Annotated in this window: 16 protein-coding genes and 1 pseudogene; 3 read left to right on the forward strand and 14 right to left on the reverse strand. The window is 64.4% G+C overall.

Annotated features, from left to right (window positions below):
- Positions 1 to 61: 61 nt before the first annotated feature.
- On the forward strand, positions 62 to 1,408 hold the full coding sequence (locus tag VVS03_RS02230) for a protein kinase domain-containing protein (protein ID WP_368519018.1): 1,347 nt from the start codon (positions 62 to 64) through the stop codon (positions 1,406 to 1,408).
- Here the strand turns inward: VVS03_RS02230 and VVS03_RS02235 are convergent.
- On the reverse strand, positions 1,405 to 2,808 hold the full coding sequence (locus tag VVS03_RS02235) for a class II 3-deoxy-7-phosphoheptulonate synthase (protein WP_368519017.1): 1,404 nt from the start codon (positions 2,806 to 2,808) through the stop codon (positions 1,405 to 1,407). The genes VVS03_RS02230 and VVS03_RS02235 overlap by 4 nt on opposite strands.
- A gap of 43 nt (positions 2,809 to 2,851) precedes the next feature.
- Positions 2,852 to 3,361 carry a polyadenylate-specific 3'-exoribonuclease AS gene (locus tag VVS03_RS02240; protein ID WP_368519406.1) on the reverse strand — a complete coding sequence of 170 codons (510 nt, stop codon included), beginning with the start codon at positions 3,359 to 3,361 and terminating at the stop codon, positions 2,852 to 2,854.
- Between the two features lie 104 nt (positions 3,362 to 3,465).
- On the opposite strand from VVS03_RS02240, the gene VVS03_RS02245 reads away from it, so the two are divergent.
- Positions 3,466 to 4,656: a glycosyltransferase 87 family protein gene (locus tag VVS03_RS02245; RefSeq protein ID WP_368521467.1), complete on the forward strand. Its 1,191-nt coding sequence runs from the start codon at positions 3,466 to 3,468 to the stop codon at positions 4,654 to 4,656.
- 26 nt (positions 4,657 to 4,682) lie between these two features.
- Here VVS03_RS02245 and VVS03_RS02250 read toward each other — a convergent pair.
- From VVS03_RS02250 to VVS03_RS02305, 12 genes and pseudogenes are all read right to left on the reverse strand, one after another.
- Positions 4,683 to 5,630: pseudogene (locus VVS03_RS02250) on the reverse strand (hypothetical protein); the annotation flags it as partial.
- A 74-nt stretch (positions 5,631 to 5,704) separates the two neighbouring features.
- The gene (locus VVS03_RS02255; RefSeq protein ID WP_368519015.1) at positions 5,705 to 6,460 is read right to left on the reverse strand and encodes a lysophospholipid acyltransferase family protein; all 756 of its coding nucleotides are present in this window, start codon (positions 6,458 to 6,460) and stop codon (positions 5,705 to 5,707) included.
- Positions 6,461 to 6,463: 3 nt separating this feature from the next.
- Positions 6,464 to 7,447, reverse strand: coding sequence for an ROK family protein (locus VVS03_RS02260; protein ID WP_368519014.1), 984 nt, complete (start codon positions 7,445 to 7,447; stop codon positions 6,464 to 6,466).
- Positions 7,448 to 7,473: 26 nt separating this feature from the next.
- On the reverse strand, positions 7,474 to 8,607 hold the full coding sequence (locus VVS03_RS02265) for a glycosyltransferase family 4 protein (protein ID WP_368519013.1): 1,134 nt from the start codon (positions 8,605 to 8,607) through the stop codon (positions 7,474 to 7,476).
- A 32-nt stretch (positions 8,608 to 8,639) separates the two neighbouring features.
- Positions 8,640 to 9,737, reverse strand: a complete 1,098-nt coding sequence (locus VVS03_RS02270) for an NlpC/P60 family protein (RefSeq protein WP_368519012.1) — start codon at positions 9,735 to 9,737, stop codon at positions 8,640 to 8,642.
- 203 nt (positions 9,738 to 9,940) lie between these two features.
- The gene (locus VVS03_RS02275; RefSeq protein WP_368519011.1) at positions 9,941 to 10,558 is read right to left on the reverse strand and encodes a C40 family peptidase; all 618 of its coding nucleotides are present in this window, start codon (positions 10,556 to 10,558) and stop codon (positions 9,941 to 9,943) included.
- A 1,022-nt stretch (positions 10,559 to 11,580) separates the two neighbouring features.
- Positions 11,581 to 13,203 (reverse strand): cytochrome bc complex cytochrome b subunit, encoded by a 1,623-nt coding sequence (locus VVS03_RS02280; RefSeq protein WP_368519010.1) that lies wholly within the window; start codon positions 13,201 to 13,203, stop codon positions 11,581 to 11,583.
- On the reverse strand, positions 13,203 to 14,423 hold the full coding sequence (locus VVS03_RS02285) for a ubiquinol-cytochrome c reductase iron-sulfur subunit (protein WP_368519009.1): 1,221 nt from the start codon (positions 14,421 to 14,423) through the stop codon (positions 13,203 to 13,205). Before VVS03_RS02285 ends, VVS03_RS02280 begins: the two co-directional genes overlap by 1 nt.
- On the reverse strand, positions 14,420 to 15,319 hold the full coding sequence (locus VVS03_RS02290) for a c-type cytochrome (RefSeq protein ID WP_368519008.1): 900 nt from the start codon (positions 15,317 to 15,319) through the stop codon (positions 14,420 to 14,422). The genes VVS03_RS02285 and VVS03_RS02290 overlap by 4 nt, the downstream gene beginning before the upstream one ends.
- A gap of 68 nt (positions 15,320 to 15,387) precedes the next feature.
- Positions 15,388 to 15,972, reverse strand: a complete 585-nt coding sequence (locus VVS03_RS02295) for a heme-copper oxidase subunit III (RefSeq protein WP_210400109.1) — start codon at positions 15,970 to 15,972, stop codon at positions 15,388 to 15,390.
- 595 nt (positions 15,973 to 16,567) lie between these two features.
- Positions 16,568 to 16,999 carry a cytochrome c oxidase subunit 4 gene (locus VVS03_RS02300; protein WP_368519007.1) on the reverse strand — a complete coding sequence of 144 codons (432 nt, stop codon included), beginning with the start codon at positions 16,997 to 16,999 and terminating at the stop codon, positions 16,568 to 16,570.
- A gap of 14 nt (positions 17,000 to 17,013) precedes the next feature.
- Positions 17,014 to 18,108, reverse strand: a complete 1,095-nt coding sequence (locus tag VVS03_RS02305) for a cytochrome c oxidase subunit II (protein ID WP_368519006.1) — start codon at positions 18,106 to 18,108, stop codon at positions 17,014 to 17,016.
- A 433-nt stretch (positions 18,109 to 18,541) separates the two neighbouring features.
- Between VVS03_RS02305 and asnB the strand changes: the two genes are divergently transcribed.
- Positions 18,542 to 20,464 carry an asparagine synthase (glutamine-hydrolyzing) gene (gene asnB / locus VVS03_RS02310; RefSeq protein ID WP_368519005.1) on the forward strand — a complete coding sequence of 641 codons (1,923 nt, stop codon included), beginning with the start codon at positions 18,542 to 18,544 and terminating at the stop codon, positions 20,462 to 20,464.
- Positions 20,465 to 20,519 lie beyond the last annotated feature (55 nt).

The following is a 20,519-nucleotide window of genomic DNA, read 5'->3' on the forward strand; positions in this document are numbered from 1 at the left end:
TCACGGCACTCTACTGTAGCCGGTGTGCACTTTCTCTGGGATTTCGGCCATACTGGAATCCATGAGTCGGTTAGAAATTGGTGACGTGCTGGAGAACCGGTACCGGGTGGACCGCCCCATCGCCCGCGGGGGAATGTCCACGGTCTACCGCTGCGTAGATCTGCGCCTGGGCCGTGCCGTAGCCGCCAAGGTCATGCACGCGGAGTTCGTGGACGACCCCGTCTTTACCCGCCGCTTCGAGCGCGAGGCCAAGGCGATGGCCCAGCTCGCCCACCCGAACCTGGTCGGCGTGTACGACTTCTCCGCCGACGGCGACCCCATGTTCCTCATCATGGAGCTCATCACCGGCGGCACGCTGCGCGAGTTGCTCGCCGAGCGCGGCCCCCTGCCGCCCTATGCGGCGGCCAGCGTCATGCGCGCCGTGCTGGCGGGCCTGAACGCCGTCCACAACAAGGGCCTGATTCACCGCGACATCAAGCCTGACAACGTCCTCATCAACTCGGATCACCGCGTGATGCTCGGCGATTTCGGCCTGGTCCGCTCCACCAGCGCGCAGCAGGCGACCTCCGACAAAATCGTCGGCACGGTCTCTTACCTGGCCCCCGAGCAGGTCGACGGATCCCGCATCACGCCCGCCACGGACGTCTACTCGGCGGGCATCGTTCTTTTTGAGCTGCTGACCGGCACCGTCCCCTTCCAGGGCGAGACCGCTCTGGCGCACGCCCTGGCCCGCCTCCAAGAGGACGTGGTGGCGCCGAGCGAGCGCATCGCTGGCATTCCCCCGCTTTTCGATGCCCTCGTCGCCTCCGCCACCGCCCGGGATCCGCAGGGCCGCTTCGCCGACGCCGGCGAATTCCTCGCCGCGCTTGACGATGTCTCCCACGAACTGGGCCTACAAACCTACACCGTGCCCGTCCCGCAGGATTCCGCCGCCGCCCGCACCGCGGCCCAGCCGACGGACATGTCCGGCACGGCGGTCTTCGCCGCCACCGGGGTCTTCGAAAAATCCGAGCCGCCCGAGGACCTCGATGTCTCGGACGCGGAGGCGGAAACGCGCATCGTGAGCGACCCCGCGGCAGAGGCAGAGACCGAGCAGTACCGCCGCGCGCCGCTCAGCTTCGAGACCCGCGTCGACCACGCCCCGCAGCCGATGCCCGCGCCCCAGCCGGCGCAGCCCATGCAGCCGGCGCAACCGGCGCCGGTGCCGCAGCAGCGCCCCCAGGCTGCCCCGATGGCCCGCACGGCAGAAGAAGAACCCACCGAGCGGCTGCTGACCAACCGTTCGTGGGTTCCGTTGACGCTATTTCTTATCGTCGCTGCTGTGCTCGCCGGCGGCGTCGGGCTGGCGGCCTGGTGGTTCGGGTCCGGCTACTACGCCGGCACCCCGATTTTCTGGCGCACCTACTAGCGATGCCGATCCTGGTTACGCAGCATCTCCGCGACCAAGAAGGATAGCTCCAGCGACTGCTGCGTGTTCAGGCGCGGGTCCACGGCGGACTCGTAGCGGCCCGGCAGGTCGACGTCGGTGATGTCCTCGGCGCCACCCAGGCACTCGGTAACATCCTCGCCGGTGAACTCCAGGTGGATGCCGCCCGGGTGAGTGCCGAGCTCGCGGTGCACCTCGAAAAAGCCCTGCACCTCGTCCAGAATCTTGTCGAAGTGGCGGGTCTTGTAGCCGTTGGACGCGGTGAAGGTGTTGCCGTGCATCGGGTCGGACTGCCAGACGACCTTGTGCCCGGACTCCTCGACGGCCTTGATGACCGGCGGCAGCACGCTGCGCACCTTGTCGTGGCCCATGCGGGCGATCATGGTCAGGTGGCCCGGCTCGCGCAGCGGGTCGAGCTTCTCCGCGTATTCCACGGCCTCCTCCGGCGTGATCCCCGGGCCCAGCTTAATGCCGACCGGGTTGCCGATAAGCGCCGCGAAGTTGACGTGGAAGTCCTCCCGCCCGCGGGTGCGCTCGCCGACCCACAGCTGGTGGGCCGACAGGTCGTAGAGCTTGGTGTGGCCGCGATCGTCCTGTCCCAGGCGCAGCATGCCGCGCTCGTAGTCCTTGAGCAGGGCCTCGTGGGAGCAGTAGATGTCGGCCGAGCGCAGGGTGTCATCGTTGACGCCGCAGGCGCTCATGAAGTTCAGGCCGGCCTCGATCTCGTTGGCCAGGGCCTCGTAGCGGGCGCCGGCGCGGGAGTTGGAGACGAACTCGCGGTTCCACTCGTGCAGCGAGTACAGGTCCGCCGTGCCCGAGGAGGTCAACGCGCGCACCAGGTTCATCGCGGCCGAAGAGTTGGCGTAGGCACGCACCATGCGGGCCGGATCGTGACGACGGGCCTCCTCGGTCGGCTCCACGCCATTGACGATGTCGCCGCGGTAATTCAGCAACCCGTTACCGTCGCGGTCCGCGGACCGCGGCTTGGCGTACTGGCCCGCAATACGCGCGAGCTTCACCACCGGCGTCGACGCACCGTAGGTCAGCACCACGGCCATCTGCAGGAGGGTCTTGATGTTGCCGCGGATATGCGGCTCGGTGTTGGACTCGAAGGTCTCGGCGCAGTCGCCGCCCTGGAGCAAAAAGGCCTTGCCGGTGGCCACCGCCGCGAGCTTGCGCTTGAGAGATTCAATCTCCGGCGGCACGACGATCGGCGGGACCGACTCCAAGATCTTGCGCACGTTGTCCGCCTGGTTCTGGTCCCAGGACGGCTGCTGCTTGGCAGGGCGGTCTACGACGTCCCGAAACTTCTCCTCGATGCCATCCGGCAACGGAGGAAGATCGGGCAGGGCTTCATTAGGGATATCAATTGTCCAACTCACACCCTGATTTAACCACGTTCATCGGTCGGATGATAGTTACGGGTTACTTAGTAATCCGATTGCCCTTGCTCAGCGGCAGTGCCTTTTGGCAAATGTTGAACTTGGCTAGGTTGTGGCGCGCGTCCACCAAGGCGTCGTGGTTGCCGGCCGGCACGGCCGGCAGCTTCGGGCGACCGGCAAACTCCCAGTACTGCTTGAGTTCGCGGGTATAACGCGGCAGCCGCTTCGGCAGCCCGGCCATGTCGCCCCACAGCTGCGCCAGCACCACGTGATCGTAGGCGCCCACCCAGGCCCACAATTCGGGCGGCGTTTTGGCGCTGCATAAAAATCCGTAGACTTCCTCCCGGATGGTGTGGATGGGCTTCCACACGGCATCGTGGGGCGAGGGCAATTTGTCGAGGACGTTCTCGCGCACCCAGGCGTTGGCCAGCTGGGGGTCGAACTCCGTCGACACGGCGTAGTACTCGCGCCCGTCTTCCGCGACAATCCCGATGGAGACCAGTTCTATCGTCCGGCCGTCCTCAATGAATTCGGTGTCGTAGAAGTATCGCACGGTCATTGATTCTAGCCGGTGGCTGGGCGGGCCCTCGCGCGGGGTAGACTACTTCCGTGCTCGCTTCAGTCGTACGGCGCGTTCCCGCCTGGATCCCGCTCCTTGTGTCGTTTGCTGTAAGCATCGTCTGGCTTATCGATGCCCCCTTATTCCTCACCGAAGGCATCCTGCGGCCGTATTACCACATCGATCTCGACGTCTACCGCGCCGGCGGCCAGGCTTGGCTGGCCGGCGAGCACCTCTACGCGCAGGACTATCAGGTCACCAGCGGGATGATCCTGCCCTTTACGTACCCGCCACTGGCGGCGGTGCTCTTTTCGTCTCTCAGCGTGGCCAGCCTGCCGGTGGTCTCGGTGACCTGGACGGTGGCATCGTGGGCCGGGCTGTGGGCGTGCCTGTGGCTGGTGCTGCGGCCGCTCAAAAAAGACGCGGCGGCGACGTGGGCCGCCTGGTGCATGGTGCCCGCGGCGCTGGCCGAGCCCATCACCGAGACCTTCAGCTTCGGCCAAATCAACATCCTGCTCGCCCTCATCGTCCTGGTGGACTTTCTGGTCCTGCCCCGCCGCCTGCGCGGCGTGCTTCTAGGCCTGGCGATTAGCATCAAGCTGACCCCCGCGGTCTTCGTGCTGGTCTACTTCGCCCGGCGGGAGTGGCGCGCGCTAGCGACCACCGCGGGGGCCTCCATCGCCTGGGTCGGGGTGGGCTTTGTCGCCGCCCCGGCGAGCTCGCGGGACTACTGGCTGTCGACGCTGCAGGACTCGGAGCGCATCGGCGGCCTGGCGTATTCGTCGAACCAGTCGCTGCGCGGCTTCCTCGAACGCGTTGGGGCCGGCGACTGGTGGCTGGCGGGCGTCGTCGTCATCATCCTGGCCTGTGGGGCGGCGGTCTACCGCGTCCGCGCCGGCGGCGTGGTGCCGATGATCCTGATTGCGGCCCAGCTGTCCCTGCTGGCCTCGCCGGTGTCCTGGTCCCACCACTACGTGTGGCTGGTGCTGCTGGCGGCCTACGTCACCGCGCTCCTACCGCGGAGCGTCTGGCTGGCCGGGCTGCTGTGGCTGGTGCTGTTCGCCCGCGGGCACTGGCTGGTTCCCTACACCCAGAACCAGGAGCTGAAATGGAGCCTGTGGCAGGCCATCCCCGGCAACGACTATTTCTGGCTGTCCTGGGTGGTCGTGCTGTGCGCGCTGGTGGCGCCGCGGTATATCTGCGGCGGTTTCATCGACCAGCCCAGCACGGGCACCTTGCTCAAGGCCCACAGCGCCAGCGCCCCGACGGCGGAGATGCCCAAGCAGTAAAGAATCCAGAACCAGGTGTTCTCCCACGGCCACGCGCCGTCGATCATGATCTCGACCGGGTGGTAAGCGGTCAGCAGCCCGAAGCCCAGGGTCAGTGCGATGGGGTGGCCCAGGTAGACCGGCAGCGTGTGCCGCCCGGTAAAGCGCAAGAGGTGGGATACACCCGGAACGTAGGACAACAGGACCGCGCCCGCGATGGCGGCCGGGAACATCAGCAGGTGCTGGCCTAGACGCACCAGCGACCACAGCTCCGCCCCGCCGAGCCACTCGGCCCCGGGTAGATACCAATCCACCACGATGTCCGAGTCCTTGATGCCATTCCACCAGCGGACCAGGCTGTAGCCAGCCACGAAGCCGCCGGCGCTGCCGAGCAACGGCGCGATGGCCTTGAGAACCGCGTACTTGGGTGGGCGCACGCGGGCGGTGAAGGCGTGGCTTAAGGGGGCATCGATGAGCTCGGCGAAGGCGGTGATCCACTGGCGGCAGAACGCGCCGATGACGAAGATGGGCAGGTACATCAGCGCCTTGCCTACGAAGTAGACCTCCTCGTGCCAGCCCAAAAAGAGGATGGGAATAAGCGAGCCAGCAATGGCGGCCCAGCGCGGCAGGCGGCGAACCGCCCACAGGTAGAGGTTAAACAGCACCAGCGCGTGTAGGAACCAACCCATGTTGTGGCCTAGCACCAGGGAGCTGGCGTAGTCGGCGAAGGTGCGCGGCTCGTCGCCGAAGACTATTGCGTAGTGGACGCTGTTGGTCCACAGCTCGACGGGTACCCAGATGCAATAGGGCACGATGAAAAACCAGAGGCGACGGCTGAACAGCTCCCACAGGCTGTAGTGGAAGATCTTTTTCGAAAAGTAGCCGCTGACCAAGAAAAACAGCGGCATACGCAGCGGGTCCAGCCAGGTGTTTGCGGTAAAGAGCCAGGTCAGGTGGGCATCCGGGACGCTGATGGAGATATGCAGTACCACCACGCCGATGATCGAGAGCCCCTTCGCGACATCGGGCCAGGCCAGCCTTTGGGAGGCGGCGGAAGAAGGCAAAACTTCTAAGCCACCCCCGACTGCGGCGACGAAGGCTCCGCGCCCTCCGGGTAGCCGTTTCCGGCGGCCAGGGATTCCTTGACCTCGGAGGCGTAGACGTCGACGTAGGGCTGGTCCACCATCTCCGCCAGGCGGTGCATGATGAAGTCGGTGAAGGCGCGGGCGGCCTCGTGGGACTCGGGGTCCAGGTCGTTATCCCGGGCCCAGGCGATGGGGTCGATGGGCTCGCCCACCACCATGCCGACGCGCTTGGGCCGCGGGATCCATGTGCCGATGGGGTTGGCGTCGCGGCTGCCGATCATGCCGATCGGGATAACCGGCTCGCCGGTGGCCATGGCCACCCGGGCCATGCCGGTGCGCCCCTTGTACACGCGGCCGTCCGGCGAGCGCGTGCCCTCCGGGTAGATGCCAAACAGGTCGCCGTTGCCGAGGATCCGCTTGGCAGAAATTAGCATGCCCGCGCTAGCGGACTCGGCGTTGCGCTCGATGGGCACCTGCCCCACCGAGCTGAAGAACCACTTCTGCACGCGGCCGACCAGCCCGGGCGTGGTGAAGTATTCCGATTTGGCGAGAAAGATAATCTGCCGCGGGCACAGCAGCGGAAAGTAGAAGGAATCCATCACGGCTTGGTGGGTGGACGCCAAGATGGCGGACCCGGTGGCCGGGATGTTGTCCATGCCGCGCGACCAGGGTCGGTTCCATAGCCGCAGCGCCGGGCCGAAGAAAATATTCTTAAAGGCCCAATACCATTTATTGTGCATCGTCTAACTTTCCTCGTGAACCATGTCTGCCTGGCGCAGGGCCAAATCTCCCACCCCGATCATACCTGCTGCCGATCCCAGGCTGGCGGTAACGACCTCCGCCACGGGGCGGTGCCCCGCGCCGACGATGTCGCGGGCCATGAACTCGCGCGCCGTGTCGAGGTAGAGATCAGCGTCCTTGCTGACTCCCCCGCCCAGCACGATGAGCTCCGGGTCGAGGACGTCGGTCACGATCGACAGGCCCTGGCCGAGCCAGCTGCCCAGGTCCTCCATGACGGCGATCCCCAGGGCGTCGCCCGCGCGGGCGGCGTCGGCGATCTCCTCGCCGGAGGGGTTGGCCGGCAGCGTGGTGGAATAGTTCGGGCGCAGCTCGTTGGCGGTGTCGGTCAGCGCGGTACCCGAGGCGTAGCGCTCCAGGCAGCCGCGCTTACCGCACGAGCACTGGCGCCCGCCCGGCACGACCACGAGGTGGCCGAATTCCGGGGCGGTGCCAAAAGCGCCGCGGTAGATGGTCTCTTGCGTCATCAGCGTCGCGCCGATCCCGGTGCCCACGGAGAAAAACACCCAGTCGCGGGCGTGCTGCCCGGCCCCGAAGCGCCACTCGCCCCAGGCCGCGGAGTTCGCGTCGTGCTCAAGCCGCACCGGCAGGCCCAGGCGCTCCTCCACCCGCCGGCGGACGGGGGCGTTGCGCCACGGCAAGTGCGGCGCGAAGCGCACCACCTCACAGTCCGGGTCGATAAACCCGGCCACGGCCAGCCCCACGGCCTGGATGCGGTAGGTGCCCTGGAGGCGGCGGACGGCATCGACAAGCGCGTCCTCGAGTGCCTCTGCGGTACTGGGGGTGGGGACGCTGACGCTATCGATGAGCTGCCCGTCGGTGGTAATCACGCCGGCGCGCAGGTTGGTGCCCCCAATATCCATGCCGATAGTCAACGGCTGCGAGGACTCCATCTCTGCAGACGAGGGGGTGGGGAAGGCTTTCGACATGCAGTCTAGGATATACCCCCTCCCCCTTAGCGGTCACATCGAAGGAGGCCGCGCAGACGGGCGCCCATGACCGCCCAGGTCCATTCCTGCTGCACGTATGCGCGCCCGGCCCGGCCCATCTCCTGCCGGCACTGGGGATCTGACAACAAAGCATCCAGGGCGCGGGTCAGCTCATCCACGCTCGACCCGCGCACGACGATGCCCGTGTCTTGCGTGACGGTCTCCGGCGCGCCGCCGGAGTCGCCGGCGATGACGGGCAGGCCAGCTGCCTGAGCCTCGAGGTAGACGATGCCCAGCCCCTCCACGTCGAGCCCGCCACCGCGGGTGCGGGCCGGCATGGCGAAGATATCGGCGGCGGCCAAGGCGGCGTTCAGGTCGGCGGTATCGGCAGCCTCGGCGAAGTGGGTGTCCAGGAAGTAGATGCCGGCCAGCGTCTCGAGGCTGGCGCGGTAGCGGCCGCGGCCAACGATGAGCAGCTGGGCGTCCGGGTGGTTGTGCTGGAGCCGGCCGAAGGCGCGGATGAGCTGGTCCTGGCCCTTGCGCGGGACCAGGCGGGAAATACAGACGACGACGGGGCCATCCTCCCGCAGCCCGTAGCGGCGGCGGGCGGCGGTGGCCGCCGCGGCGTCCACGGGGTGGAAATCGTCCGTGTTGACGGCCGAGGGCAGGTGTACCCAGTCCAGCTGGGAGCCGAAGGCCGGGCGCAGGCGGCGCAGGGTGTAGCCAGAGATATAGGTCGCGGCCGTGGCCGAGGCGCCGATGAGGCGGAGGGCCTGGCGGGCGCCGGGGAGCATCGACCAGCCGACCTCGTGGCCGTGGGTGGTGACGATGACGCGGGTGGCGCCGGCAGCCCGAGCGGCCTTGCCGAGGAGCCCGAGCGGGGCGGCGGCGCCGAACCAGACCGTGTCGATGCCCTCGCGGCGGATGATCTCCTGCATGGCGCGCGCCGTCGCCGGCGTGGGCAGCATGACCCGGCGGGGCCAGCGCACTACCCGGTAGGGCAGGTCGCGGTCGTAGGAGGCGGCATCGTCGGCGTTTTGGGTCGAGGCGAAGACCATGACCTGGTCCGGGGGCAGGGTGCCGAGGAAATCCCGCAGGTAGGACTGGATCCCGCCGATGGTGGGCGGGAAATCATTGGTAACAAGCAAAACGCGGACCATAGGCACCAACTGTACCTATAGCCCGCGCGCGTTTAGTAACGGGAAGCGCCCTGGATGGGCATGGAGTCGACCGGCACGACCTGGACCGGCACGCCGTAGGTCGAGGCGTGGACCACCTGGCCGTCGCCGATGTACATGCCGACGTGGGTAACGCCCGGGTAGTAGCCGACGATATCGCCCGGCTGCAGGTCGTTGATGCTCACGCTGGTGCCACCGGCGATCTGCGCCTGGGAGGTACGCGGGATGCTCACGCCCTTTTGCTGGTAGGCCCAGAACATCAGGCCGGAGCAGTCGAACTCGGTGGGGCCGGCGGCGCCCCAGCCGTAGGGGCTGCCGATCTTCGACAGGGCCGCGGCCACGGCGTCGCCGCCCTTGCCGGACAGGCCGGCGATGTCCTCCGGCGACAACGAAGAGCCGCCAAACTGGGCCTCCCAGCGGGCGCGGTCCTCGCCGGACAGCGCGTCGACGCGCTCCTCGATGGAGGCCTTCTGCTTCTCCAGCTCCTCCTGCTCGCGGACGAGGCGGTCCTTCTGCTCCTGCAGCTCGCGGGTCTTGCGCTCTGCCTCCTTGACGGCGGCGTCGGCGGCGTCCCGCTTGGACTTGGCGGCGTCCGCGTTGGTCGACATGGTCTCGAGGTTGCGCTGGGCGTCGCGGGAAATAGCGCCCAGGTAGCCGAGGCGCTCCACGGCGGCCTGGGGGTCGCCGCTGGCCAAGGTGGCGGTGAAGCGGTCCATGTTCACGCCGCGGTAGCGCGACTTGGCGATGTCGTTGACGTTGCCGCGCTGGTCGTTAACGGCGGCATCGGCAGCGTCTGCCTCTTCCTGAGCGTGGCGGGCGTGCTCCGCCGAGCGCTGCGTGTCCTTCTCCGCCTCGGCGAGCTTGTCCTCGGCCTCCTTGACCTTTTCGCTCTTCGCGGAGACCTTCTGCGCGACCTCGCCCATCTCGTGCAGCAGAGAATCAACGTCGTCGCCAGCCGGAGCGACGGCGGGCTGCTCCGCGCCGTCGGTCTCCTGCGCGCCCGCTACGGGGTTCAGTGCCGCTGCGCCCAGAACAACGGCCGTGGTGGCAGCCAACCAGCCGCCGGAGATGCGGCGCATGGAACGGGTGCGCCGCGCAGAATATTCAAGCACGAGGACTCTTTCTTCAGTGTTAAAAAACGAGTGAACTAACTTAATGAACTATAGAGCATCCCGCGGGTGTTTACCAGTCGGACGCGAAGTTGTTTTCCCACCTCAGGCGGGAAACTGGCGAACTTGAAACGGGTGTGATTAAAGAGAAAACCCCGACCCGCTAGCGCGGATCGGGGCGAGCCCTTGAGGGGCTGCGGAAAGTCCTAGAAACGGACGGCCGAGTGGATCGGCATGTAGTCCAGCGGACGCTCCTGAACCGGGGTGCCGGAGTTCAGGGCATCGATGATGGTGCCGTTGCCGGTGTAGATACCGACGTGGGAAGCGCCACCGTAGTAGGCAACGATGTCGCCCGGCTGCAGCTGGTCCAGGGCGACCGGGGTGCCCTGGGCGGCCTGCGCCTGGGAGGTACGCGGGATGGACTTGCCAACCTGTCCGTAGGCCCAGGAGGTCAGGCCGGAGCAGTCGAAGGAGTTCGGGCCGGCAGCGCCCCAGCCGTACGGTGCGCCGATGACGGAGCGAGCCGCGTCGACGACCTTCTGGCCCTCGGACTTAGCCGGTGCCGGAGCAACCTGTGCAGCGGCGTTGTAGTTGACGTTCTGAGCCTCGCCCAGGGACGGGACGTAGGTCTGGATGTTCGGAACCTTCTCAATGTTCGGGATCTGGTCCAGGCCCTGGACATCGAAAGAGTAGTTGGTGTTCGGGATAACTACCTCGGTAGCGTTCGCAACGCCCGGGACGGCGACGGTAGCGGATGCAGCCACTACGGCGGTGGTCGCGATACGACGGGTCATGGTTGCGGTCTGACGACGGTGCTTAGCCACGAAAATAAACTCCAAATCTTGTTTAGCGCCTACCCTGCCGAGTTTCCTTCTACATCGGCAAGGCTCTGGCCCAGGGGACGGGCCTAACGTTCGTCGGCCGGCAGTGGTGACACCGCCGGCCTCCGTTCGGCCACAACCCTCTTCGTGGGAGCGGCCAGATACGGCGCTTGAAAAATTCTTTAGTTCGGGACTGGCTGCTCGGTGAGCAACGCTGTGTCTCGAATAGGTTACGAAACAATCACGAAAGATGTCTAATTGACCAAAGCGTGTCGCGTTGTAACCGTTTCGTTATACCCCGTTTATCGGACTGAGACGCTCTCAGGTTTTCTCACTCCGGCGCGCACCCCTCAACGCCAAGCGACCCGAACAAGAATACCATGACCAGCGGCAACACCAAAATCACGCAACACCCCCAATTCTCAGCAAGTTCTTCCCGACCACATGAAGGCGATCAGGACACTTTTTAATTGTTAGCTTAATCACACACCCAAATTTCGGCGAATTTTTCCGAATTTTAGGCCCCTTAGAGGGCCTCCCCAGGCCCAAAACCGGCCCACCGAAGGTGCAATACCGCGCCTCACCGTTCACTCCGGCACCACGGCTCCCCAAAGTCTCCAATATAAAAGGAGACAGCCCAGTAGCTACTGCGCTCCCCTGCGCCGCCTCTACCCCGCCGCCCACCACTCCACCACCGCGCGACCATTCTTCTATATACGGATCTATATAGGAAGGCGTATACGAGCCCTACCGAGCCCACGCGCTCCTGGCGCAAGAGAGACGGCGGTGGGGCTGCCACAGTGCGTGATACGCCGCAGCAGCGGGCCCCGCGGCCGCTGGCCGCTCCCCCGGCGCCCAAGACGGGCACAGTGGCGCCCGTGGGCACCGTGCGCATCGGGAGGACTGTTGACTCCGTGGGGGCTGCGGGCGCGGGGGCATCGTTAGCCGGTGGCATAACAAAAGCCCGCCGGACTCCCAGTGGGAGCGGCGGGCTTCGTGAGCGCTAGTTAAAGGATGGCCAGCTGTTAGTAGCGGCCGTTCTCCTCGTCGTCGCGACGGTTGGCCTCGTTGAGGCGGCGGAACATCTCCGCTTCCTCGGCGGCGTTGTCAGCGTGGTGCTGGTGCACACGCTTGACCACACCCTCTTCGTCGGAGGAGAAGATGCCCTGGGTCTCGGCGTCGGCCAGGCCCAGCTCGTTGAGCTGCTTCGGGACCTTGGCGCCGGCGTACTTGAGCGGGACGGCGTGGCCGTGCTCGTCGACCGGGCCCAGCGGCTGGTGAACCTCGATGAAGGCACCGTTCGGCAGCTGCTTGATGACACCGGTCTCGATGCCGTGCTCCAAGACCTCGCGGTCGGAGCGCTGCAGGCTCACGCAAATCTTGTAGGTGATGACGTAAGCCAGCGGCGGCAGGACCAGCAGGCCGATACGGCCCAGCCAGGTCATCGCGTTCAGCGAGATCTGGAAGAAGTGAGCGACGTGGTCGTTACCACCGGACATGGTCACCAGCAGGAAGAAGGTGATGGCCATGGCACCGATGCCGGAGCGGACCGGAACGTCGCGCGGACGCTGCAGCAGGTTGTGGTGGGCGTCGTCGCCGGTCATCTTCTTCTCGATGAACGGGTAGGCGAACAGCAGGACGACCATCAGGCCACAGAGCAGGGCTACCCAGAAGGCGCTCGGGATGGTGTAGCTGCCCAGGTAGAGCTCCCAGGCCGGCATAATACGAGCGACACCGTCAGTCCACAGCATGTAGATATCCGGCTGGGAACCAGCGGAGACCTGCGACGGGTTGTACGGCCCCAGGTTCCAGATGGCGTTAATGGTCAGCAGACCAGACATCAGAGCCAGGACGCCGGCAACCATCAGGCCCATGCCAATCGCCTTGGTGGCGAAGACCGGCATGATGCGGACGCCAACGACGTTGTTCTCGGCGCGGCCCGGCCCCGGGAACTGGGTGTGCTTCTGGTACCAGACCAGGATGAGGTGGGCGGCAATCAGGCCCAGGATGATGCCCGGGATGACCAGGACGTGCAGGATGTAGAAACGATCCAGCATCAGGTCGGACGGGAAGTCGCCGTCGAAGATGGCCCAGTGCAACCAGGTACCGATGATCGGCAGGCCCAGGATGATGGCGGACATAATGCGCAGACCAACGCCGGAGAGCAGGTCGTCCGGCAGGGAGTAGCCGAGGAAGCCCTCGACCATGCCCAGCAGAATCAGCGCGCAGCCGATGATCCAGTTTGCCTCACGCGGGCGGCGGAACGCACCGGTGAAGAAGATGCGCAGCATGTGCGCGACCATGGACATCATGAACATCAGGGCTGCCCAGTGGTGCATCTGGCGGACGAAGAGGCCGCCGCGTACCTCGAAGGACAGGTCCAGGGCCGTCGCGTAAGCACGCGACATCTCCACGCCGTTGAGCGGGGTGTAGGCGCCGTCGTAGATGACCTTGCTGATCGACGGGTCGAAGAACAGCGCCAGGTAAATACCGGTCAGCAGCAGGATGATGAAGCTGTACAGCGCCATTTCGCCCAGCATGAAGGACCAGTGGGTCGGGAAGACCTTGTTGATCTGAGTGCGGATCATGCCGGAGGCAGTGTACCGCGAATCAATGTTGTTACCGATTTCAGCGAGTTTATTGCTCATTATGACTTACGCTCCCAGAATGCCGGGCCGACAGGCTCAATGAAGTTACCCTGCGCGACGAGGTAGCCGTCTTCGTCCACGGTGATCGGCAGCTGCGGCAGAGCACGGGCGGCCGGGCCGAAGACCGGCTTGCCGTACTCCAGGGCGTCGAACTGCGACTGGTGGCACGGGCACAGGATTCGGTTGGTCTGAGCCTCGTACAGCGAGGTCGGGCAACCGATGTGAGTACAAATCTTGGAGAAGGCGTAGTAGTCACCGTGGTGGAAGTCTTCCTGACCCTTGCGCTCGATGGCGCGCTGTGCGTCTGCGTGGCGCAGGCGAATCAGCATGACCGCGTTGCGGTTGCCGTGGATCGAGTGCATGTGGTTTTCGTAGACATCCTTCTGCGGATCGTACAGGTCGCCGTCGTTGACGTCGGACTCAGCCAACGGGAACACGGTCTCCATACCGCCGGCAGCCAGGTCCTCCGGACGGACGCGGACCAGGCGCGCCAGGCCCTTCGTGGTGTAGTGGCTGCCGGACTCACCCTCGTGCATCTCAGCGATGGTGCTGGTGTCACGAGCGAGGTAGAGCTTGACGCCCTTCTCGTGCAGGGTCCAACCCGAGGTCCACAGGGTGCCGTCACCCATGTAGTTCATCTCGTGACGAACCTTCCACGGGTTCTTGATGGCGCCGCCCAGCGGGGCGATGACCGACAGGCCGAAGAGGACGCCGGCGCCGCCGAGCAGGCCCATCAGGGTCTTGCGGCGACCCAGGGTGGAGGTCTTCCACGAGTCGTTCAGCAGGGCGGTCAGGGTGCGGCGGTCAACCTCGTCGGAAGGACCGTCGTGGCGACGCTGGACCGAAATCTCTTCCGGAATGATCTTCTTGACGTACTGAATAATAGCGACGCCCAGGCAGATGATTGCCAGACCGGAGAACAGACCCAGCAGCGGGGTGTAGAGAGTGTGCCAGATGAGGCCGTCTTCACCCAGGGTCTTGAACTGCCACGGCCAGAACAGGTACACGCCCAAAAAGGCGATGGCCGAGATGATGGAAATCGTCAGCCAGATACCAATGCCGGTGGCCGCGCGCTTCTCAGCCGGGTCACCCTCAACCGGGAAGCGTTCCTTACGGAAAGCGACGGTGACGTCGTCCAGCTCAGTACCGAGGGCAGCGAGCTCGTCGTTGCTCATGCCCTTCAGCTGAGCGTCGGTGTAGTTGTGATTTACGTTGCTCATGAGCGCGATCCCATCCACATAGCGGCCGCGCACAGCGCGGTGATGCCGATAATCCACATTGCCAGGCCTTCAGAGACCGGGCCGAGACCGCCCAGGTCCCAGCCTGCCGGAGACGGGGTCTCGTTAGCAGACTTGATGTAGGCGATGATGTCCTTCTTCTCGTCAGCGGTCAGCTGGCGATCGGAGAACTTCGGCATGTTCTGCGGGCCGGTCAGCATGGCCTGGTAGATCTCCTGCTCGTTGGCGGGATCCAGGGCCGGTGCGTACTTACCGGAGGACAGTGCGCCACCCTGGCCGGTGAAGTTGTGGCAGGAAGCGCAGTTCATGCGGAACAGCTCAGAACCCTTGGCGACGTCCTCGGCCTGAATCTGGCCGTTGTAGTTGGCGCCGCGCAGGGACTCCATAGCAATCGTGCCGTCTTCTTTGTAGACGATGTCCGGTCCCCCACCGTTGGCCGCAACGTAGGCAGCCAGGGCCAGGGTCTGCTGCTCGGTGTAGCGCGGGGTCTTGCGCTCCGCCTGGGCATCGTTAGACATCATCGGCATACGGCCGGAGTGAACCTGGAAGTAGACCGAGCCGGCACCGACGCCGATGAGCGACGGGCCGCGCTTCTCGACGCCCTGCAGGTTGGCACCGTGGCAGGTGATACAAGCGACATCGTAGATGTCCTTGCCTTCCTGGATCAGGGCTTGGTCATCCTTCTGGGCGGTGGCGACCTGAGCGTCCGGCGTCAGGGCGGTGGCCAGAACGCCAGCACCCGTCAGACCGACGGTCAGCGCGAAAGCGCCCGCGAGGGTGCGCTTCATCTTGCGCCGGCGGCGAGTCTTCTTCGCCGCAGCCGCCGGGGTGGTCTCCCCCACCGGTGAAGCGTTGTTGTTGGGATTGGTATCCATCATTTTCCTTTTGTGTTACTGGTGTCCGGAAATGAATGGCTGTAGACCGAGATGACTCGGCTATCTACGGCCTACTGGACGAGGTAGATAACGACGAAAACGCCGATCCACACGACGTCCACAAAGTGCCAGTAGTAAGACACCGCCATTGCAGCGGTTGCCTGGGCCGGCGTGAACTTGGACTTAGCAATGCGAAGCAAAATCACCACGAAGCTCAACAGGCCACCGGTCACGTGGGCCGCGTGGAAGCCGGTCAGAATGTAGAAGACCGAACCGAACACGCTCGCCTGGACGGTAACACCGTGGTGAATCAGCTCGTACCACTCGAAGGCCATAATGCCCAGGAACAAAACGCCCAGGAGGATGGTCACCGAGTACCAGAGCCGAAGCTTGAATACGTCACCCCTTTCTGCGGCGAAGACACCGAACTGCGAGGTCACGGAGGAAAGCACCAGGACGCCCGTAATGAGGAAGCCCATAGGCACGTTGATGTGGGCGGTGTGCTCCGCCCAATCGCCTTCCTGACCGTTAGCTCGGGATGTGAACCACATCGCGAACAGTCCGGCGAAGAACATTAACTCCTGCGACAGGAACACGATGGTGCCCACGCTGACCATATTGGGTCGGTTCAGCGCGGCAACACGTGGTGCTGCCATACCTTGATTAGAAACTGCGCTCGTCACGCCTATTAGTATGGCCGTTTCTCGACCCGAATTCATCTAGTTCCCCCCGCTTTCGCTATGAATTTTTCCGGGCTTCGTCAGCAAAAACACAGAATCCGGCCGCAATCCTGCCTAACCGCCCCATGTTCGCCGGCCACTACTTTCCAAAAACTCGCCATCCCCGCAGGTCACCACCCTTATTCCCCGCCGCCCCCACAGGCTTAGAGGCGACCAATATTTCGCGAGATGGATACCCGCGCGGCTTGCAACCATTTTCGCCGAAATGCGGATGAGAGATAATTCACGTTTCCCGGGCGGCAAAACCGCAGGCTTGCAACTTTCGTATTACCCCCAGCTGAAAATCGCTATAACAAGGGGTTTTAACGCCGTCAACCGGTTGATAGGCCCCACCCGCCCCGCGGTATCGACGGCAAATCCCAGGCTTTTCGCCGGCTCGGGAAAGTTTTTCGGATACTGCGGGAACTTTTTGGAACTGGATACGACGAAGGCCCCGAACCTCCCTTTTCAGGAAGGCCCGGGGCCTTGTCGTCTAAGAAGCTGCGGGGCGATTACGGCGCGCAGTTGAAAGCTAGTGCTTTTCCTTCGGCAGGCCGTACTGCAGCGAGAGCTTGGTGGTAGCCCACACCAGCATGATGGCGCCCAGAACGATCATCCAGTAGTACATGAAGATGATGCCCAGACCCAGGACTGCGATGGCCATGGTCATCATGAACGGCCAGATGGAGCTCGGGGAGAAGAAGCCCAGGATGCCGGCGGAATCCTCGGTCTCCGCCTCTTCCCAGTCCTCCGGGAGGACGTCGGAGCGGGCATCGGTGAACTGGATGTAGACCGCGAGCATCAGGGCCAGCAGGGCCGCGAGGGCCATGGCGACCATGCCTGCCCACTCGGGGCCGTGGCGGTAGCCGTCGTCCTTAACGAAGTTGACGGCGAAGATGTAGACGATTTCGGAGATCAACAGGTATGTGAAGATCCCGTAAAAGACTTTTGCACCTACACGCATGGTTCAATATCTCCTTATGCCTGTGCCTTGTCGTTGGCGTCAACGTAGTTGTCGCCATCCTGGGTGTCGCGCTGCGAGTTGAACGGCTGGGTCGAGGTGGCATACGGAGCTTCACCGATGTGCGCCAGGGCCTCAGAGTTCGGAGCGTCCGGGTTGTCCATGCGGTACTGCATGTACTCCTCGAACTTCTCCGGGGAAACGGCACGCAGCTCGAAGTTCATCATCGCGTGGTAGGTACCGCACATCTCAGCACAACGGCCAACGAAGGCGCCTTCCTTATCGATGCTCTCCACCTGGAAAGCGCGCTCCTGCTGGTTGTTCTCCGGGTGTGCGTACACGTCGCGCTTGAACAGGAATTCCGGAATCCAGAAACCATGCGACACGTCGCCGGAGGCCAGGCGGAACTCAATCGCGGTGTTGGTCGGCAGGACCAGAACCGGAACCTCTTCGGTGGTACCGACGGTCTCAATCTCGTTGAAGTTCAGGTAGGAGATGTCGCCCTTGGACTTGCCGTGAATCGGGTTAGCGTTCTCGGTGCCCTCCGGGTCGATAGCGGACTCTTCCGCCAGACGGTTGCTTTCCTCGTCGGTGCCGTCGTAGTCCTGGCCGCCAGCCAGCTCGCCGTCAACGGCGGCGTAGCCGAACTTCCAGTTCCACTGGTAAGCGGTCACGTCCACGGTCACCTTCGGGTCCTTATCTAGGGCGGTGACCTTCTGCTGGGTCTGAACCGTGAAGAAGAACAGGGCCGTAATGATGATGATCGGGACAACCGTCAGCACCAACTCCAGCGGGACGTTGTACTGCAGCTGCTTCGGGAACTCGCCCTTACCCTGCTTCTTGGCCCGCTTGGCGCTCCACCGGAAGATGGCCACCAGGAACAGGCCCCACATGATGATACCGATAGTCCACGCAGCAACCCAGACCCAGATCCAGAAGTTGTACATTGCTTCTGCCTCCGGGGTAATGCCCCGCGGCCAGCCGAATCCCAGGACCTTGTTTACAGCCTCGGGAGCCTGCACATCACAGGCTGCGAGAGCACTGCCACCCAGTGCCAGTGCGCCCGCCAGACCAGCCTTTCGGGCTAGGTTGCGCTTATTACGCTGTCCCACGTGTGTTCTGCCTTTCTGTCCACACAAACTTCTTAAACGCTCTCAGAGCATTCCTATCTGTTTAGGATAGTGGATCCAGCTCGCATTTCTTAGCCGAATCCCAAGAACAGTCGCACGGACCCCTTGGCCCGCGACCGTAACGGCCGATTATGTTACATGGTCATCGGCCTCTGCCGTGGATTATGCCCTTTAACTGCGATTTCTCGCCTGTTACCCAATTCACAGACGCGCGGGCGGGCTATCATCCGAAAGTTCGCCCCTAAAGGTGGAAGCTTTCCCTCTACCCCGCCGGGCGGCGCGGCCAGCCACCGTCCACAGGCCGCCCACAGCCAGCCGGCAGCCGCTACCTCGGAGCGCCAATAGCTATCTGCGGGCCGCGACCCGTAAAATGCCAAGTTGTTCAGAAACTTTCTTTGCAAGGAGCGAGACCCGTATGTGCGGACTTTTGAGTTTGCTAGCCGCGAATCACAACGCCACGGACTACGTCCAAGCCGTTGAGGACGGACTGCCCTGTATGCGCCACCGCGGTCCAGACGCGGCCGGAACCTGGCACGACGACGACGCCGTCTTCGGGTTCAACCGCCTGTCCATCATCGACCTGGAGCACTCCCACCAGCCGCTGCGCTGGGGCCCGGCCGATGCCCCGGACCGCTACGCCCTGACCTTCAACGGCGAGATCTACAACTACCTGGAGCTGCGCGAGGAGCTACAGGCCGCCGGCTACACGTTTAATACGGAAGGCGACGGCGAGCCCATCGTCGTCGGCTACCACCACTGGGGCGCGGACGTGGTCAACCACCTGCGCGGCATGTTCGGCATCGTCATCTGGGACACCCAGACCAAGACCATGTTCGCCGCCCGGGACCAGTTCGGCATCAAGCCGCTGTACTACGCCACCACCGAGGCGGGCACCGTCTTCGCTTCCGAAATGAAGTCCATCCTGGCGATGGCCGAGACCATCGGTCTAGACCTGAGCCTTGATAAGCGCGCCATCGAGCACTACGTCGACCTGCAGTACGTGCCGGAGCCGGAGTCCCTGCACGCCAATATCCGCCGCGTCGAATCCGGCTGCACCGTGACCCTGAAGCCGGGCGGCGAGGTCGTCTCTGACCGCTACTTCCGCCCCACCTTCCCGGTGCAAAAGGTCGCCAAGGGCGACGAGCAGCAGCTGTTCGACCGCATCGCCCGCGCCCTGGAGGATTCCGTCGAAAAGCACATGCGCGCGGACGTCACGGTCGGTTCCTTCCTCTCCGGCGGCATCGACTCCACGGCGATCGCCGCCCTGGCCAAGCGCCACAACGAGAACCTGCTCACCTTCACCACCGGCTTTGAGCGCGAGGGCTACTCCGAGGTCGACGTCGCAGCCGAGTCCGCCGAGGCCATCGGCGTCGAGCACATCGTCAAGATCGTCTCCCCGGAGGAGTACGCCGACGCCGTGCCGAAGATCATGTGGTACCTGGACAACCCGGTCGCAGACCCCTCGCTGGTCCCGCTGTACTTCGTGGCCCAGGAGGCCCGCAAGCACGTCAAGGTGGTGCTCTCCGGTGAGGGCGCCGACGAGCTCTTCGGCGGCTACACCATATATAAGGAACCGCTCTCCCTCGCACCGTTTGAGAAGATCCCCTCTCCCCTGCGCCGCGGGCTGGGCCAGCTCTCCCGCGTCCTGCCGGAGGGCATGAAGGGCAAGTCCCTGCTCAACCGCGGCTCGATGACCATGGAGGAGCGCTACTACGGCAACGCCCGCTCCTTTAACTTCGAGCAGCTCCAGCGCGTCCTGCCGTGGGCTCGCCGCGAGTGGGACCACCGGGAGGTCACCGCCCCGATCTACGCCCAGTCCCAGGACTTCGATCCGGTCGCCCGGATGCAGCACCTGGACCTGTTTACCTGGATGCGCGGCGACATCCTGGTCAAGGCGGACAAGATGAACATGGCCAACTCCCTGGAGCTGCGCGTGCCCTTCCTGGACAAGGAGGTCTTCAAGGTCGCCGAGACCATCCCGCACGATCTGAAGATCGCCCACGGGACCACCAAGTACGCGCTGCGCAAGGCGCTGGAGCAGATCGTGCCGCCGCACGTGCTGCACCGCAAGAAGCTGGGCTTCCCGGTGCCTATGCGCCACTGGCTGGCCGGCGACGAGCTCTACGGTTGGGCCCAGGATCAGATCAACGCCTCGCAGACCGAGGACATCTTCAACAAGAAGGCCGTCCTAGAGATGCTCAAGGAGCACCGCGACGGGGTCAGCGACCACTCCCGCCGCCTGTGGACCGTGCTGTCGTTCATGATCTGGCACGGCATCTTCGTCGAAGACCGCATCGATCCGCAGATCGAACAGCGCGACTACCCGGTCAAGCTCTAACGCCGACTAAGGTCCGCCGCTAAAGAAACCTAAAGCTTTGGGCTCGGCCCCTCCT

Origin of the sequence: Corynebacterium sp. LK2537, from assembly GCF_040946485.1 — a bacterium.
In the GTDB taxonomy this organism is placed as follows: Bacteria; Actinomycetota; Actinomycetes; order Mycobacteriales; family Mycobacteriaceae; genus Corynebacterium.